The organism is Pseudomonas sp. DWP2-2 (assembly GCF_049897065.1).
Classification (GTDB): domain Bacteria; phylum Pseudomonadota; class Gammaproteobacteria; order Pseudomonadales; family Pseudomonadaceae; genus Aquipseudomonas; species Aquipseudomonas paracarnis.
Map to the genome: position 1 here is coordinate 97611 of NZ_JAFCVN010000011.1, position 16108 is coordinate 113718.

The 16108-nt window shown below is 60.0% G+C and carries 12 protein-coding genes and 1 pseudogene; 5 read left to right on the forward strand and 8 right to left on the reverse strand.

What is annotated here, in order from left to right; genetic code table 11:
* The first annotated feature begins 18 nt into the window (after positions 1 to 18).
* Complete coding sequence (locus ACP7CZ_RS21470) at positions 19 to 2274, forward strand: autotransporter outer membrane beta-barrel domain-containing protein (RefSeq protein ID WP_306664369.1); 2256 nt, start codon at positions 19 to 21, stop codon at positions 2272 to 2274.
* A 75-nt stretch (positions 2275 to 2349) separates the two neighbouring features.
* Here ACP7CZ_RS21470 and ACP7CZ_RS21475 read toward each other — a convergent pair whose 3' ends face one another.
* The 4 genes from ACP7CZ_RS21475 to ACP7CZ_RS21490 all read right to left on the reverse strand — a co-directional run bounded on the left by ACP7CZ_RS21475 (position 2350) and on the right by ACP7CZ_RS21490 (position 8889).
* On the reverse strand, positions 2350 to 3693 hold the full coding sequence (locus tag ACP7CZ_RS21475; protein ID WP_252950920.1) for a hypothetical protein: 1344 nt from the start codon (positions 3691 to 3693) through the stop codon (positions 2350 to 2352).
* A 138-nt stretch (positions 3694 to 3831) separates the two neighbouring features.
* Positions 3832 to 4473, reverse strand: a complete 642-nt coding sequence (locus ACP7CZ_RS21480; protein WP_054897468.1) for a DUF1345 domain-containing protein — start codon at positions 4471 to 4473, stop codon at positions 3832 to 3834.
* A 168-nt stretch (positions 4474 to 4641) separates the two neighbouring features.
* Complete coding sequence (locus ACP7CZ_RS21485; protein ID WP_252950919.1) at positions 4642 to 7740, reverse strand: efflux RND transporter permease subunit; 3099 nt, start codon at positions 7738 to 7740, stop codon at positions 4642 to 4644.
* Positions 7741 to 7746: 6 nt separating this feature from the next.
* On the reverse strand, positions 7747 to 8889 hold the full coding sequence (locus tag ACP7CZ_RS21490) for an efflux RND transporter periplasmic adaptor subunit (protein ID WP_054897466.1): 1143 nt from the start codon (positions 8887 to 8889) through the stop codon (positions 7747 to 7749).
* A gap of 171 nt (positions 8890 to 9060) precedes the next feature.
* Here ACP7CZ_RS21490 and ACP7CZ_RS21495 point away from each other — a divergent pair, with 171 nt between their 5' ends.
* Positions 9061 to 9762: a response regulator transcription factor gene (locus ACP7CZ_RS21495; protein ID WP_054897465.1), complete on the forward strand. Its 702-nt coding sequence runs from the start codon at positions 9061 to 9063 to the stop codon at positions 9760 to 9762.
* A gap of 3 nt (positions 9763 to 9765) precedes the next feature.
* Entirely contained in the window at positions 9766 to 11067 is a 1302-nt protein-coding gene (locus ACP7CZ_RS21500; RefSeq protein WP_054921468.1) for an ATP-binding protein, read from the forward strand.
* On the opposite strand, the gene ACP7CZ_RS21505 is transcribed toward ACP7CZ_RS21500, so the two are convergent.
* The 3 genes from ACP7CZ_RS21505 to ACP7CZ_RS21515 form a co-directional block, all read right to left on the reverse strand.
* Positions 11068 to 11742 (reverse strand): anti-sigma factor, encoded by a 675-nt coding sequence (locus tag ACP7CZ_RS21505; protein ID WP_252950917.1) that lies wholly within the window; start codon positions 11740 to 11742, stop codon positions 11068 to 11070. It abuts the gene before it with no gap.
* A complete protein-coding gene (locus ACP7CZ_RS21510) occupies positions 11739 to 12269 on the reverse strand; it encodes a sigma-70 family RNA polymerase sigma factor (RefSeq protein WP_034127671.1) in 531 nt (176 codons plus the stop codon). The genes ACP7CZ_RS21505 and ACP7CZ_RS21510 overlap by 4 nt, the downstream gene beginning before the upstream one ends.
* A gap of 86 nt (positions 12270 to 12355) precedes the next feature.
* Positions 12356 to 12877: a DUF3455 domain-containing protein gene (locus tag ACP7CZ_RS21515; RefSeq protein WP_054921463.1), complete on the reverse strand. Its 522-nt coding sequence runs from the start codon at positions 12875 to 12877 to the stop codon at positions 12356 to 12358.
* 193 nt (positions 12878 to 13070) lie between these two features.
* On the opposite strand from ACP7CZ_RS21515, the gene ACP7CZ_RS21520 reads away from it, so the two are divergent.
* Both ACP7CZ_RS21520 and sfnG read left to right on the forward strand, forming a co-directional pair.
* Positions 13071 to 13856, forward strand: coding sequence for a sulfite exporter TauE/SafE family protein (locus ACP7CZ_RS21520; RefSeq protein ID WP_054897461.1), 786 nt, complete (start codon positions 13071 to 13073; stop codon positions 13854 to 13856).
* Between the two features lie 600 nt (positions 13857 to 14456).
* Entirely contained in the window at positions 14457 to 15581 is a 1125-nt protein-coding gene (gene sfnG, locus ACP7CZ_RS21525; protein WP_089042603.1) for a dimethylsulfone monooxygenase SfnG, read from the forward strand.
* A gap of 47 nt (positions 15582 to 15628) precedes the next feature.
* On the opposite strand, the pseudogene ACP7CZ_RS21530 reads toward sfnG, so the two are convergent.
* Positions 15629 to 16072 (reverse strand): annotated as a pseudogene (locus tag ACP7CZ_RS21530) (GNAT family N-acetyltransferase); the annotation flags it as partial.
* Between the last annotated feature and the right edge of the window lie 36 nt (positions 16073 to 16108).

Below are 16108 nucleotides of genomic sequence, written 5' to 3' on the forward strand. Positions count from 1 at the left end.
TTAAATGAGTGGTGTCTTGTGAAGATCAATTCGTACTTTAAATTAAAACCCTTGGTTGCAATGATGCAGGTGCCATCTGTTGTGACCTTGTTGCTTCTGGCGCCAAATGCTCATGCTCGGTTGATCGAAAATGGCACCGAAACCATCCGGCACGATGATTATATCGATACCTTTGAATTGCAAAATGCCACGCTTAACGTCATACGGGGCTGGACGCAGGCCATTTATGCTAATGCCTCGAACCTGAATGTCAGCGCGGACAGTACGATCCTGGGGACGGTTGTCGCTCAGAACGGCTCTAATGTGGCTGTCGATAACAGTCGTATCACTGCTTCCGGGGCTTACGAAACTGGCGTAACGCTGCTCAGCAGCGCTGCGCAGATCAACGACAGTATGATTTCCAGTGCCGATTACCATGGTTTACTGGTGAGCAAATTTACAAACTCAACCGATATATCCACCGCGACGGTCAATGGCAGTGTCCTGGTGGGAGCAACCGGTGGTGCAGTTGTTACTGGTGGCAGTGCGTTGGAGTTGGTGCGCAGTCAGTCAATCGGCACGGGCGCCGACAGCTTTGGGTTGAGGTTGGAGAGCTCGGCGGCACGGGCGTCTGGGAGCAATATTTCAGGCGGACGTAACGGTATTGAAATGTCGTTTGACCGGCATGCGCCCGGGCCTAATACCCTTATCCTGGACGATTCTCATGTCACCGGTACCACAGGTGCTGCGTTGCTCGTAGACGGTGCTCGGGGCCAGGGTGCGGTGGCGAATATCGAGGTACGCAACGGTTCGACGCTCACCGGTGGTAATGGCAACTTGCTGGAAGTCAAAGGCGGCTCGACGGCGAATATGAATATCGCCAATAGCCAGCTCAAGGGCGATGTCGTTGTCAGCAGTGGTAGCCAGGCTCACCTTCAGCTCACTGATCTCGCCTCATTGACTGGCCGCCTGGAAAACGTTTCGTCGTTGAGTCTTGGCGAGCAATCCATGTGGGTCATGACCGGCAATAGCCAGGTGGGTGATTTGCGCCTTGCCGATAGCACGGTCAAGTTTGGGGATAGCGATGCGTTCTATCAACTTGACCTCAAGAGCTTGTCGGGCCAAGGCACTTTTGTCATGGGCACTGATTTCGCTCAGGGCCTGACGGACTTCCTGAATATTACGGGTGACGCAACCGGCCATCACGACCTGTTGCTTACCAGCAGCGGTACAGAACCGGTAAACCCAGGTGATGTGCATATCGTTCACACGGGTGGCGGTGACGCACAGTTTGCACTGGTAGGCGGTAATGTGGATGTTGGGGCCTGGTCCTATGGCCTCCGGCAAGACGGTAATGATTGGTTCCTTGACCCGAATAATCGCACTGTCAGCCCAGGCACCCGGTCGGTATTGGCCTTGTTCAACACTGCACCAACCGTGTGGTATGGCGAGATGACATCTTTGCGTAGCCGCATGGGAGAGATTCGGCATAACGGCGCCGCAGCCGGTGGTTGGTTGCGTGCCTATGGCAATAAATATGAGGTCAGTGGTGGTGATGCGGGTGCCTATGAACAAAGCCAGCGCGGGTTCTCCTTGGGGGCGGATACCCCCTTGGGAGAAGGCCAATGGCTGCTGGGGGTAATGGCGGGCCATAGTACTTCTGATCTGGATCTCAGTCGGGGTACTTCGGGTAGTGTGCAGAGTTACTACGCAGGTCTGTATGCCACTTGGTTGGATGAGGAGAGTGGTTACTATTTTGACGGCGTCATCAAAGCCAACCGCTTGAACAATGATTCCACTGTCGGTTTGAGCGACGGCAGGCAAGCGAAGGGCAAATACAGTACAAATGCCTTGGGTGCGTCTGTGGAAGCGGGCCGTCATATCAAGCTGGATAATGATTTCTTTATCGAGCCTTTCGCCCAAGCGTCCGTGGTTACAGTACAAGGCAAGAGCTATAGCCTGGACAATGGTCTCAAAGCCAAGGGTAGCCACACCGACTCCGTGCAGGGCAAGTTGGGGGTGACAGTAGGCCGCGACTTTATGTTGGATGACGGCAGTATGCTTCAGCCTTACTTGCGTGGTGGCGTTGCCCACGAATTTGCCAAGAGCAACAAGGTGTCGGTCAATAACCAGACATTTGACAATAATCTGTCGGGGTCTCGTGTCGAGGTCGGCGTGGGTGTCGCCCTGACACTGTCCCAAAATATGCAATTGCATGCAGACTTTGACTACGGCCAAGGCAAGCACGTGGATCAGCCATGGGGGGCAAATTTCGGCGTGCGATATAGCTGGTAATCAGGCAGTGCCACTGGATTTCAACGATGCTTGAAAACGCCCCGAGGTTCGGGGCGTTGACTTTCATGCCGGGGTTTATCGAGGTTGAACGGTATTGACACGGGTAGGTCTGCGCCGCGTGGTTCTATCGAGGCTGAACAGCATTTGCACACGCAGTTCTTGGTTGTTGACGTCCATAAGATAGACGTCGAGTGCGCCTGTGACCGTATGGTCGTCGGAATTATGAAAGAATTCGACGGTGCCTCGATGTGCTTGATAAGCCGGGAGGGGCGTTTCATTAATGGTCATCAGGATGACGGCTAACTGATGTTCGTCACTGTCTTTCTCCAACTGATAACGGCCGGAGTCCGTGGTAGTGGGGTACTTGAAAATGACCACCTGTCTTGACGTTTCTGTGGGCGGTATCTTCATGGCGCCTTCCGCCAGCCAGAAGTTGTTTTTCAATTCATGTTTGCGAAAGTCCGCCTTGAAGTTTTCGCTTCCGATCGAACCTTGAAAAAAACGTTCTGCGGATTTCTGGCGGGCAGCTTTTCGGGCATTGGCATTGCTCATGGTACGGTTCTCCTGCGATGGGCGGTACGTGTGTGTGCGATGAGGGCGGTTTTGATTAATCGTTGGCACGGGGGCTGATTTCAGGGACAGGTTGTCAACCACGAGGAAGGTGGTGCCTATCACTTCTAAGGTGATTTCAGTCACGCCTGCAGGGATGGTCAGCGACGACGTGTAATTATCCCAGTCGCCACCCCCCCGAAGTTCTATCTGTGGCGTGTTACCGGGTGCAATATGGAACATCGCGAAACCGTGCCCTCCGGTTGGCGTCATGGCATCGATGGAAAAATCATAGGTCTGGCCGGGTGTGACCGCGATCTTTTGTTCGATGGATCCCCCCTGGTTTGCCTGGCACTCGTTGTCGGAAAATGTCACGGAGGAGCCCACTGGCCGGTTGGCTATCCAATGATCGCTGTTGTCGGCGAAATCACCGTTACGGATCAACTCGACAGGGATGACCACGCCGCCGTCTTCCACCAGTTGGAGGCTATCGAACCAGACGTCGCCAGCATCACCCATCAGTTGTAGCGTCAGCCCGGTGGTGCCGGTAGGTGGGCGAAAGGTGCTCACATGATGGGTCCAGCCATGGTTCCCTGTTAGCGTGATTGTTTCAGTCGCCCCCGAGGGCTGCCATACCAGTCGGGCTGACCCGGCGCCGTTATAGGTAATCAACGTGTACAGGCTGAAGGAGTAGGAGGCGGTATCGGAAACCGATATGTCTTGTTCCGCCCGGCCTCGCCCCGTGATCACGCAATGCTGGCGGGAAAAATCAACTCGGCCTGGAGCGGTGGCAGTAACGTTCCAATAGCGTTCACGATGGGCGAAGTTGCCATTGAGCACCAAGTTACTGTTCATTGGTTGTGTTGACATGGATCAGCCCCGTGCCCTTGGATGGGTTGGTTGTGAGCGATTCAATTCAGCGCCATAAGCACGCGCTGCACAACTGTCAGAACTAACAGGTTTGCCGGTCCATTCGTCGGTTTTCTTTACCCATACGCTTAGCCAGGCCTAGCCAAACAACCCTGCCGCAATATTGATTGAGAACCCCAGGATCGCGGTATTGAACAGAAACCCGATCAACGATTGCCCCAGCACCACTTTACGCAAGCTACGGGTGGCAACACCCACGTCCGATGTCTGCACGGCCACGCCGATGGTGAAGGAGAAATACAGGAAGTCCCAATAATTGGGGGTGAGCAAGCCCTCGGCAAAGCGCAGCGCCGGCTCCTTGCCTTGCCAGGTGTAATAGAGCCTGGCGTAGTGCACGCTGAAAATCACCCCGATCAGCAGCCAGGAGCCGATCACTGTCAGCCCGGTAAAAGCGTAATGCAGCAGACGTTCGGAAGTGGCCAGGTCCTTGCTGCCCACCAGTTCGAAGGTGATGGTGGCCAGGCTGGCGATGGCGGCGATGCACACCATGAACAGCACCAGGCCGGCGTTCTCGTCTTCGACTTCGGCGATGCGCTTGACGTCTTCGGCCTTGGCGCGAATGGTCAACCAGAGCATCAGTATCAGGTAGGTCCAGACCCCGGCGTTCCAGCCGATCAGGATTTTGCTGGCAAGGGTGTCGGCCGGCACCAGGAGGCCGACCGCAAGGCCCAGTACGGCGGCGGATGAGAGGCGAGGGTGGGTGCGGGCGAGGAAGGGCATGGTGGCTCACAGATAACTATTTGTGAGCACCATAGCTTATTCGGGTGTACCTGATCATGAATGCAATCAATAACCCTGTGGGAGCTGGCTTGCCTGCGATAACGTTGGTTCAGGCAACACTTATGTCGCCTGTGCCGCGGTCATGGCAGGCAAGCCAGCTCCCACTGATCAGTCTGGTTTATGGCGCTTGCGCACCAGCTTCATCACCACCACGAAGAACACCGGTACAAACACCACCGCCAATGTCGCCGTGATCATTCCGCCAATCACACCGGTGCCAATCGCCTGCTGGCTGGCCGAGCTAGCCCCCGTAGCAATCGCCAATGGCACCACGCCGAGGATGAATGCCAGGGACGTCATGATGATCGGGCGCAGTCGCAACCGTGCCGCTTTCAAGGTGGCGTCGATCAAATCCTCGCCCTGGTCATACAGGTCCTTGGCGAACTCGATGATCAGGATCGCGTTCTTCGCCGACAGGCCGATGATGGTGATCAAGCCGACTTTGAAAAATACGTCGTTGGGCATCCCGCGTAGCGACACGGCCAACACCGCACCCAGTACCCCCAGCGGCACCACCAGCAACACTGAGGTGGGAATCGACCAGCTTTCATACAGCGCGGCCAGACACAGGAACACGATCAGCAGCGACAGGCCCAACAGCAGCGGGGCCTGGGAACCGGACAAGCGCTCCTGCAACGACAAGCCCGTCCATTCCTGGCCCAGCCCGGCGGGCAGTTGGCTGACCAGACGCTGGATTTCGTTCATGGCCTCGCCAGTGCTGTGCCCCGGCGCCGCTTCGCCGCTGATGGCGATGGCCGGGTAGCCGTTGTAACGGGTCAACTGCGTGGGGCCCTGGGTCCACTTGGCTTCGACGAAGGCTGAGAGCGGCACCATCTTCCCGGCGTTGTTGCGCACGTGGATTTTCATCAGGTCGGCCACCTGGCTGCGCTGGTCGCCTTCGGCTTGCACCACCACGCGCTGCATACGGCCCTGGTTGGGGAAGTCGTTGATATACGCCGAACCTATCGCCGACGACAGCACGTTGCCTACGTCGGCAAACGACACACCCAGGGCGTTGGCCTGCTTGCGGTCCACTTCCAGCTGCACTTGTGGTGCTTCAGCCAAGGCGCTTTCACGCACGTTGGCCAGGATCGGGCTTTTCGCTGCAGCGTCCAGCAATTCGGTACGTGCGGCCATCAACCCGGCGTGGCCGACGCCACCGCGGTCCTGCAAACGGAACTCGAAACCACTGGAAGTGCCCAGGCCGTCTACCGGTGGCGGCAGGATTGCATAGGCAATCGCGTCCTTGAGCTCGCTGAAGGCTATGTTCGCGCGATCGGCAATCGAGGAAGCGGAGTCATCGCTGCCACGTTCTGACCAGTCCTTTAGCGTGGTAAACGCCAGCGCGGCGTTTTGCCCGGAACCGGAGAAGCTGAAGCCCATGATCATGGTGGTATCACCCACCCCAGGCTCGCCGGCGTTATGCGCCTCGATCTGTTCGGCCACCTGCACCGTACGGTTCTTGCTGGCGCCCGGCGGCAACTGGATATCAGTGATGGTGTAGCCCTGGTCTTCCACCGGCAGGAACGAGGAGGGCAGGCGGCTGAACAACAGGCCCATGCCCACCAGTAATACCAGGTAGATCAGCAGGTAGCGGCCGCTGCGCTTGAGGGCATAGGCCACCCAACCTTCGTAACGGTTGGTGAGTTGGTCAAAGCGCTGGTTGAACCAGCCGAAGAAACCACCCTTGGCATGGTGCTCGCCCTTGGCAATCGGCTTGAGCAAGGTGGCGCACAGTGCCGGGGTCAAGGTCAGGGCCAGGAAAGCGGAGAACAGGATCGAGGTGGCCATCGACAGTGAGAACTGCTGGTAGATCACGCCCACCGAACCCGGCATGAAGGCCATCGGCAGGAACACCGCCACCAGCACCAGGGTAATACCGATGATGGCCCCGGTGATCTGGCCCATGGCTTTCTTCGTCGCCTCTTTGGGCGACAGGCCTTCGGTGGCCATGATGCGCTCGACGTTTTCCACCACCACGATGGCATCGTCCACCAGGATGCCGATAGCCAATACCATGCCGAACATGGTCAGCACGTTGATCGAGAAGCCCAGCAGCAACATGGTGGCGAAGGTGCCCATCAGCGCGATCGGCACCACCAGCGTGGGAATCAAGGTGTAGCGCACGTTCTGCAGGAACAGGAACATCACCGCGAACACCAGCGCCATCGCCTCCAGCAAGGTGTAGATCACCTTGGTGATCGAGACTTTGACAAAGGGCGAAGTGTCGTAGGGAATCTTGTATTCCACATTGGCAGGGAAGTAGCGCGACAACTCGTCCATTTTCGCCCGCACCAGCGTTGCGGTACTCAATGCATTAGCGCCGGGCGACAATTGCACGCTGACGGCGGTAGACGGCTTGCCGTTCAGGCGGGTGGAGAACTGGTATTCCTGGCTGCCGACTTCCACCCGTGCCACATCGCCGATGCGCACGGTGGAGCCGTCGGGGTTGGCCTTGAGCACGATGTCGGCAAACTCCGCCGGAGTGGACAGTTGCCCCTTGACCAGCACCGCCGCGGTGATCTCCTGGGTGTGGGTGCCCGGCAAGTCACCGATGCTGCCCGCTGAGACCTGGGCGTTCTGGGCGCTGATCGCGGCGTTGACGTCGGCCGGCGTGAGGTTGAAACCGATCAGCTTCTGCGGGTCGATCCAGATACGCATCGCTCGCTCGGCGCCATACAACTGGGCCTTGCCGACCCCGTCCAGGCGCTTGAGCTCGTTCATCACGTTGCGCGCCAGGTAATCACTGAGCGCCACGTCGTCAAGCTTGCCGTCGTTGGACGTCAATGTGACCAACAGCAGGAAACCGGCGGAGACTTTTTCCACCTGCAAGCCTTGCTGAGTCACGGCCTGGGGCAGGCGCGGCTCGACGACCTTGAGGCGGTTCTGCACATCCACCTGGGCCATTTCCGGGTCTGTGCCCGGCTGGAACGTGGCGGTAATGGTCGCCGAGCCCAGGCTGCTCTGGGATTCGAAATACAGCAGGTGGTCGGCGCCGTTGAGCTCTTGCTCGATCAGGCTGACCACGCTCTCATCCAGGGTCTGGGCCGAGGCGCCGGGATACACCGCGTAGATTTCCACCTTGGGTGGCGCGACGTTGGGGTATTGCGCCACCGGCAATTGCGGGATCGCCAGGAAGCCCGCCAGCAGGATAAACAGGGCCACCACCCAGGCGAAGATCGGGCGGTCAATAAAGAACTGCGGCATGACGGGTTATTCCTTTACGAGCGGGCTGTCGTCCACTTCAACTTTTTCACCGGGGCGTGCGTGTTGCAGGCCCTCGACGATGATGCGGTCGCCGGGCTTGAGGCCGCTGGTGACGATCCAGCGGTTGTCGATCACCGCACCCAACTCCACCGGTTGCTGGCTGACGGTCTGTTCGGCGTCCAGCAGCAACACCATCGGGATACCGGCGCTGTCACGGGTGATGGCGCGTTGCGGCACGCTGATACCTTGTTTGTCCACGGCCTGTTCCACGCGCACCCGCACAAAGCTGCCGGGCAACAGGTCGAGGTCCGGGTTGGGGAACTCGCTGCGCAGGATGATCTGCCCGGTGCCCGGGTCGACGCTGATGTCAGCGAAGAGCAATTTGCCTGGCAACGGGTACAGGCTGCCGTCGTCCTGGATCAAGGTGGCCTTGGCCTGGTCCTGGCCGACCTGCTTCAAGCTGCCGGCACGAAAGGCGCGGCGCAGGTCGTTCAGCTCACGGGTGGACTGGGTGAGGTCGGCGTGGATCGGGTCCAGTTGCTGGATAATCGCCAGCGGCGTGGCTTCGTTCTGGCCGACCAGCGCGCCTTCGGTCACCAGGGCGCGGCCAATGCGCCCGGAAATCGGTGCGGTCACGGTGGCATAGCCCAGGTTCAGCCTGGCACGCTCGACGGCGGCCTTGTTGGCGGCCACTTCGGCGTTGGTCTGGCGCAGGGCGGCGCGGGCGTTGTCGTACTCCTGGCCGCTGATGGCGTTGCCTTCGACCAGTTGGCTGTAGCGCTGTTCTTGCAGGCGCGCCTGGAACGCATTGGCCTCGGCCTTGCTCAGGTTGGCCTGGGCACTGTCCAGGTCGGCCTTGAACGGCGCCGGGTCAATACGGAACAACACGTCGCCTTGCTTGACGTCGTGGCCTTCGTTGAACACCCGCTGCATGACCACCCCGGCGACCCGGGCGCGTACTTCGGCGATACGCGGTGCGGCGATGCGCCCGCTCAGTTCGCTGGTAATTGAGAGGGGCTTGGCCTGCAGGGTTTCGATCCGCACTTTGGCCAGGGGCATTTGTGGCGCCTCGTCTGCCGACTGACCACACGCGCTCAGCGCCAGTGTGAGGGCCAACAGGCAAAACGGCGCAAACAGATTCTTCGACATGCTCTTATCCCAATATTGACTGGCGCATCCTAGGGGCACCTGCGCCGTGGTGCTGTGAAGCTGTGTAGCGGGTCTGTGAAGAAGTGTAAGGTACGGCGCGCAGGGCGTCGGGGGCGTATATCCTTGCACAATCCTGCAACACACCAACAAACAGCATTATTTGGAAACACCATGCCCAACATCCTCCTGGTGGAAGACGACGCCGCACTCTCCGAGCTGATTGCCAGCTACCTGGAACGCAATGGCTACCACGTCAGCGTGCTCAGCCGCGGCGATCATGTACGCGAACGTGCACGCCTTAGCCCGCCGGACCTGGTGATCCTCGACCTGATGCTGCCGGGCCTCGACGGCCTGCAGGTATGCCGTTTGCTGCGCGCCGACTCGGCGGGGCTGCCGATCCTGATGCTGACCGCCCGCGATGACAGCCACGATCAGGTTCTGGGGCTTGAGATGGGCGCCGACGACTACGTGACCAAACCCTGCGAGCCGCGCGTATTACTGGCCCGGGTGCGCACATTGCTGCGTCGCAGCAGCCTGTCCGAACCCCAGGTGGCCAGCGACCAGATCGTCATGGGCAACCTCTGCATTGATCTGTCCGAACGCACCGTGACCTGGCGCGAACAGGCGGTCGAGCTGTCCAGTGGTGAATACAACCTGCTGGTGGTGCTGGCCCGGCATGCCGGCGAAGTGCTCAGCCGCGATCAGATCCTGCAACGCCTGCGCGGTATCGAGTTCAACGGTACCGACCGTTCGGTGGACGTGGCTATCTCCAAGCTGCGACGCAAGTTCGACGACCATGCGGGCGAGGCGCGCAAGATCAAGACGGTGTGGGGCAAGGGGTATCTGTTCAGCCGTTCCGAGTGGGAATGCTGAACCATGTTTCGCGTACTGCTGCGCCTCTACCTGATCACCATCGTCACCTACAGTGCGGCGATTTACCTGATTCCCAAGCTGGTGATCCAGCTGTTCGAACACCGCTACATGGACTACAACATCGAACAGTCCCGCGGCCTGCAAAAACTCATGGTCAAGCAGTACCAGCGCGCACCGGTGGAGCGCTGGTCCCAGGTGACCGACCAGTTGAGCCACGATTTTGCACCCTTGAAAGTGCAACTGTTGCTGCGCCAGGACGCCCGCTACACCCCTGAGGAAGAACAGCTGCTGGAGCAAGGCAAGCCAGTGATCCGCCTGGGCGAATGGGGCTGGATGGAGGAAATCAGTTCGCCGATCAACCAGCAGTTCGCGGTCAAGCTGACCGTACCACCAGACCCGTTGGACATGAACCTGCTGTACTGGTCGATGAACGTGCTGGTCGGTGCCGCCTTGCTGGCGTGCCTGCTGGTGTGGCTGCGTCCGCACTGGCGTGACCTGGAGCGTTTGAAAAGTACCGCCGCGTTATTGGGCAAGGGCCATCTGGAGGCGCGTACGGGGCTCGCACCCAGCTCCAGCATCGGCGGCCTGGCGGCGGTATTCGACACCATGGCCGACGATATCGAGCGCCTCTTGAACCAGCAGCGCGATTTGCTCAATGCGGTCTCCCATGAACTGCGCACACCGCTCACCCGCCTGGATTTCGGGCTGGCCCTGGCGCTTTCCGAAGACTTGCCCCCGGCCAGCCGCGAGCGCCTGCAAAGCCTGGTGGCGCATATTCGGGAGCTGGATGAGCTGGTGCTGGAATTGCTGTCTTACAGCCGCCTGCAAAACCCGGCGCAATTGCCCGAGCGGGTAGAGGTGGCGCTCGACGAGTTTATCGACAGCGTGTTGGGCAGCGTCGACGATGAGCTGGAGAACCCCGATATCGTCATCGATGTGGTCCTCGATTGTGCCGTGGAGCGCTTCAGCCTCGACCCGCGCCTGACTGCCAGGGCCTTGCAGAACCTGCTGCGCAATGCGACGCGCTACTGCGACAAACGCATCCAGGTGGGCGTGCGGGTATGCCCCAAAGGCTGTGAAATCTGGGTGGACGACGATGGCATCGGCATACCGGCGGAGCAGCGCGAGCGCATCTTCGAGCCGTTCTACCGCCTGGACCGTAGCCGCGATCGCGCAACCGGTGGCTTTGGCCTGGGCCTGGCGATCAGCCGGCGCGCCCTGGAGGCCCAGGGCGGCACTTTGACGGCCTTGGCGTCTCCCTTGGGCGGGGCGCGGTTTCGTGTGTGGCTACCTAACCTTTCGTGATCAAAGCACTTTGACTGCGCGGCCGATCCCGTGAATCGGCCCGGTGGGTTTGCCGGTGGGCGAGCCATTGGGCCCTTCCAGCGTCAGTTCAAACAACTGGTTCGGCGCCAGTGGCGGCAGCTTGTCCAGCGGCACCGACAAGCTCTGCCCCGGTTTGACCAGCCCCAGGGATACGGGCCCCTGCCAGCCATCGCCCTTGGTCCAGAACTCCAGGGCTTTGTCGGCAGGAATCTCGATCACCCCCAGTGGAATCAACTGGATCTGCTGATTATCACTGGCCTGCACCACCCAGCCCGGTGCCTGGCTTTGTGGCGCCATCAACACCACCACGAAGCTGGGTGCGGGCATGGGCGGGCGCGTCAGTAATAAAGCCGCCAGCACCACGCTTGCCATCAGGCCCGCGGCAGAAAGCCCGCGCCAGAACGCCAGCAGGTTCCACCACGCCACGCTCGTTTCGGGGGCTTTGATTCCGCGTTCAATGCGCCGCCACAGCTGTGCCGAAGGCGGCACCGGTTGTGCCAGCGCGACCAGAGGCAACAGACGCTGCTCCCAGGCATCCACCGCTGCACGCAGTGCCGCATCATGGGCCAGGCGTTGTTGCACCTCTGCGCGCTGTTCGGCGGGCAGTGTCCCCAGCACGTATTCACTGGCCAGTTCATCCAGGCTGTCGTTCATGCCATGCACTCCCGCAAGGCGGCGAGGCTGCGTTTGATCCAGGCTTTGACGGTACCCAGAGGGGTACTGAGTTTTTGCGCAATTTCGCTGTGGGAGTAACCGTCTACATAGGCGTGCAGGATGCAGGTGCGGCGTGTCGGGTCGAGCTGCTCCAGGCACTGGTGGATCTGCCCGGAGCGTGCCGCAAACTCAACGGTCTGGGCAGGCTCTGCCATCGGTTCATACTGGTCGTCCAGTGGCACGTCACGCCCGGCGCTGCGTACAACGTCCAGGGCCAGGTGGCGAGTCACGCTGAACACCCAACCCCGTGCGGAACCTCGCAAGGGGTCGAAACTGCGCGCGCCGTGCCAGATCTTGATAAAGGCGTCATGCACGATGTCCTCGGCCAGTGCCTTGTTGCGGGTAATGCGCAGCGCCACACCGAGCAAGCGGCTGCTGTCCTGCTCATAGAGTTGGTGCAGGGCGCGATGATCGCCGCGGGCGCAGGCTAACAGGCACACTTCATAATCAAAGATGATTTCAGCCAAACCAGAATTCCTGCCACTGAGGAGACGTCTACGCGTGGTAGGCGCGAGGTTGCTCGCGCCTACCTGGCCAGCGTAGCTGAGTTTGCTCAGTTGGCGGCCCAGAAGATGTAGTCCGCCTGGTATTTCACCCCTTCCTTGGCGCCTTTGTTCGCCGTGGTGCATGGCGTAGCGGGAGCGACTCCGCCCTTGAGGGCAACCCGCTGGATATACGCCACGCCACTCATCGCACCTTTGCCCTCGGCCGGGTTGGCCTTGACCAGTTGATAGGGCAGGTTACCGGGGCTCGACGGCGCCACGGCCAATTGCGTGCCGGTGATGGTCGAGCCGTCCTTGGCCTGCCACGTGGCAGGTGGGCCGAAGTAGGTGCCGACCTGCTGGCCATTACGGTCGTTCAACACGGCTTTGGGGCCGACGAAGGTCCACTCGGTCTGGCCGGCAGCGCTGGCCTTGTCGCGGCATTCATAGGTGATTTCGCCGACCCCGGTGGTTTGCATCGCCACCTTGTGGCCATCCGGCACCTTGATGCTGTCCGGCAGGCCCGCCTGGGCAAACGCCGACGGTGCGGCGAGGAGCAAGCTGGACAGGCACAGCAGTGTTTTAGCGTTCATGGTGTTTCTCCATTGGGTAGAACAGCAGGGTTACGTTGATGACTACGGCCCAGGCCCGCCCATTGGATGCAGGGCTTTGCGAAAAAAGTGAAGATTTCCAAAAAAGCATAAACTCAGATCGCATCGGTATAAGTGGTTATAAGAAAAATCGCTATCCTGCGGCCAGAAATTTATAAGGCCTCGGGTAGCTGGAATGGATGTAGGTAATATTGGTTTCGTGGTTGCCGGCCTGATCGTGGGTTTTATCGTGGGCATGACGGGGGTGGGCGGCGGTTCGCTGATGACCCCGATCCTGCTGTGGTTTGGCATCAACCCAGCCACTGCGGTGGGCACCGACCTGCTGTACGCCGCGATCACCAAGTCCGGTGGTGTGCTGGTACACAGCAAGAACAAGAACATCGACTGGACCATCACCGGCTGGCTCACTCTGGGCAGCGTGCCGGCGGTGTTGCTGACGTTATGGTTCCTGGCCAGCCTGCACACCGACCCCAGCGCGATGAACGCGGTGATCAAGCAGGCCCTTGGCGTGGTATTGCTGCTGACGGCCCTGGCGATCCTGTTCAAGAAAAGCCTGTTGGCCTTTGCCCAGCGTCATGCTGGCGACTCCTACCATCTGCGCCCGCGCAATCTGAATGCGCTCACTGTTGTGACAGGTGCGATCCTTGGCACCATGGTGGCCCTGACCTCGATCGGCGCCGGCGCCCTCGGCACGGTGGCGCTGTTTATCCTGTACCCGTTCCTGGCCACGCGGCGCCTGGTTGGCACCGAGATCGCCCATGCCGTGCCCCTGACCTTGGTGGCGGGCCTGGGCCATGCCAGCATGGGGAACATGGACTGGCATCTGCTGGGCTTTTTGCTGATGGGGTCGCTGCCGGGGATCTATGTGGGCAGCCACATGACTGGCAAGATTCCCGACGGGGTACTGCGGCCGTGCCTGGCGGTGATGTTGATGGCGGTGGGTTATAAGTTGGCGTTCTGAGCACGTGGCCTGACACCCCACGCTCCAAATGTGGGAGCTGGCTTGCCTGCGATAGCGGCCTGACAGCCGACACAGGTGTCAGACCGAGTACATATCCATTCCTGCGGTAACGGCCACTTAGGGTTCCGCTCTTACAGCGGGTCACTTTTGGAAAAGAGCCCCAAAAGTAACCAAAAGGGCTCTTGCCCCACCACTCGGCACCTCGCTCAGGCTCGGTGTGCCCGTAATCCGCCAGTGATTTGGGGGGCCGCCGCCACGCGCCATCCATGGCGCGGGGCAGCTAAACCGGCATCCCTGCCGGTTTACCCCCCAAATCCCTGTCGAATTCCGGCCAGCGTGGTTTAACGGGGCGCTTAAGATCAAAAGCAGATCAAGAGCAAGATCAAGAGCGACTCGCTTCGCATCGTGGTTACGCTTGGTGCTGGTCGCAACTGTTGCTCCAGCAACAGCAGATCCACAAACTGCTGCGATCCCAGACACTGGCAAGCCATCGCTTCAATCCCCCTTTTTTTCCGCAACCCCCAGGCTACGGGCATTTGCCTGCCCCTGGCACGCTTGCTGCGTAAGCCCTTGTAAATCCCCTGTACGAGGTACCGTCCGATGAGTCAGCAAGCCGTGAAATTTGCCTATTGGGTGCCCAACGTCAGCGGTGGGTTGGTCGTCAGCAAGATTGAACAACGCACCCACTGGGGTATTGATTACAACCGCAAACTGGCGCAACTGGCGGAGGCGGCGGGCTTTGAATATGGCTTGACGCAAATTCGCTTCACCGCAGGCTACGGCGCCGAGAACCAGCATGAGTCTGTGGCGTTCAGCCATGCGTTGCTGGCGGCGACCACCACCCTCAAGGTCATCGCGGCGATCCTGCCCGGGCCGTGGCAACCGGCGTTGGCGGCCAAGCAATTGGCGACCATCGACCAACTGACCAATGGCCGTATTGCGGTGAATATCGTCAGTGGCTGGTTCAAGGGCGAGTTCCAGGCCATTGGCGAACATTGGTTGGAGCATGATGAGCGCTATCGGCGTTCCGAAGAGTTTATCCGTGCTCTCAAAGGCATCTGGACCCAGGACGATTTCACCTTCAAGGGCGATTTCTATCGGTTCAACCAATACACCCTCAAGCCCAAACCCCTGGGCCAGCCGGAAATCTTCCAGGGTGGCAGTTCGCGGGCGGCTCGGGACATGGCGGCGCGGGTGTCGGATTGGTATTTCACCAATGGCAACACGCCTGAAGGGGTCAAGGCCCAGGTCGATGATATCCGTGCCAAGGCCGCTGCCAACCAGCATTCGGTGAAGGTGGGCGTGAACGCCTTCGTGATCGCCCGCGACACGGAGGAGGAGGCACGTGCGGTGCTGGCGCAGATCATTGACGAAGCCGACCCGGAGGCGGTCAACGCCTTTGGTGACGCGGCCAGGCAAGCGGGCAAGGCGTCACCGGAGGGCGAGGGGAACTGGGCCAAGTCCAGCTTTGAGGACCTGGTGCAATACAACGATGGTTTCAAGACCAACCTGATCGGCACGCCGCAGCAGATCGCCGAGCGCATCGTGGCACTCAAGGCCGTGGGTGTGGACTTGGTGCTGGCAGGCTTTCTGCACTTCCAGGAAGAAGTGGAGTATTTCGGCAAACGTGTATTGCCGCTGGTGCGTGAGTTGGAAGCCAAGGCTGATGTCGGCGTGGGCTTGCGCGTAAATAATCTCAACGAGAAAGTGGGTAGCCTGGTTTAACGCTGTGCCTGGGCATTCTTCGCGAGCAAGCTCGCTCCCGCAGGGGGCAGGGTTTTTTCCAGGCGCAGGGCGTCACTGTGGTCTTGGTAGTAATCGTCGACTACGGCAAAGCGTCGATAGCCGTTGCGCTCATACAGGGCGAGGGCGCCGGGGTTGTCGGTGCGCACTTCCAGGCGCAGGTACGCGCAACCTTTCTCCAGCGCGCGGGTTTCGATATGCGCCAGCAACTGTTTGCCCAGGCCAAGGCCGCGGGCGTGTTCGGCAATGGCCAGGGAATACAAGCGCGCAAACCGGGTGCCGCGTCGAAACAGCACCAGCGCGTAGCCAAGCAGTTGGCCATGCTGTTGCGCCACCCACAATTGGCCGTTGGCCCGGCTGATCATCCAGCGCACACTGCGCGGTGACAGCCGGTCGCTGCTGAAACATTGCTGCTCCAACGCCACCAACTCGGAAATATCGTCAAGGGTTGCAACGCGAAAGAAAAGAGCCATAAGACCGCCGTAAAAGTTGCGTAATGAAACGGGACT

What these genes read in the sequence shown, in the direction of transcription:
- ACP7CZ_RS21475 (WP_252950920.1), bottom strand. Translation starts at nt 3,693, where the DNA reads ATGTCAACACAACCAATGAACAGTAACTTGGTGCTCAATGGCAACTTC.
- ACP7CZ_RS21480 (WP_054897468.1), bottom strand. Translation starts at nt 4,473, where the DNA reads ATGCCCTTCCTCGCCCGCACCCACCCTCGCCTCTCATCCGCCGCCGTA.
- ACP7CZ_RS21485 (WP_252950919.1), bottom strand. Translation starts at nt 7,740, where the DNA reads ATGCCGCAGTTCTTTATTGACCGCCCGATCTTCGCCTGGGTGGTGGCC.
- ACP7CZ_RS21490 (WP_054897466.1), bottom strand. Translation starts at nt 8,889, where the DNA reads ATGTCGAAGAATCTGTTTGCGCCGTTTTGCCTGTTGGCCCTCACACTG.
- ACP7CZ_RS21495 (WP_054897465.1), top strand. Translation starts at nt 9,061, where the DNA reads ATGCCCAACATCCTCCTGGTGGAAGACGACGCCGCACTCTCCGAGCTG.
- ACP7CZ_RS21500 (WP_054921468.1), top strand. Translation starts at nt 9,766, where the DNA reads ATGTTTCGCGTACTGCTGCGCCTCTACCTGATCACCATCGTCACCTAC.
- ACP7CZ_RS21505 (WP_252950917.1), bottom strand. Translation starts at nt 11,742, where the DNA reads ATGAACGACAGCCTGGATGAACTGGCCAGTGAATACGTGCTGGGGACA.
- ACP7CZ_RS21515 (WP_054921463.1), bottom strand. Translation starts at nt 12,877, where the DNA reads ATGAACGCTAAAACACTGCTGTGCCTGTCCAGCTTGCTCCTCGCCGCA.
- ACP7CZ_RS21520 (WP_054897461.1), top strand. Translation starts at nt 13,071, where the DNA reads ATGGATGTAGGTAATATTGGTTTCGTGGTTGCCGGCCTGATCGTGGGT.
- sfnG (WP_089042603.1), top strand. Translation starts at nt 14,457, where the DNA reads ATGAGTCAGCAAGCCGTGAAATTTGCCTATTGGGTGCCCAACGTCAGC.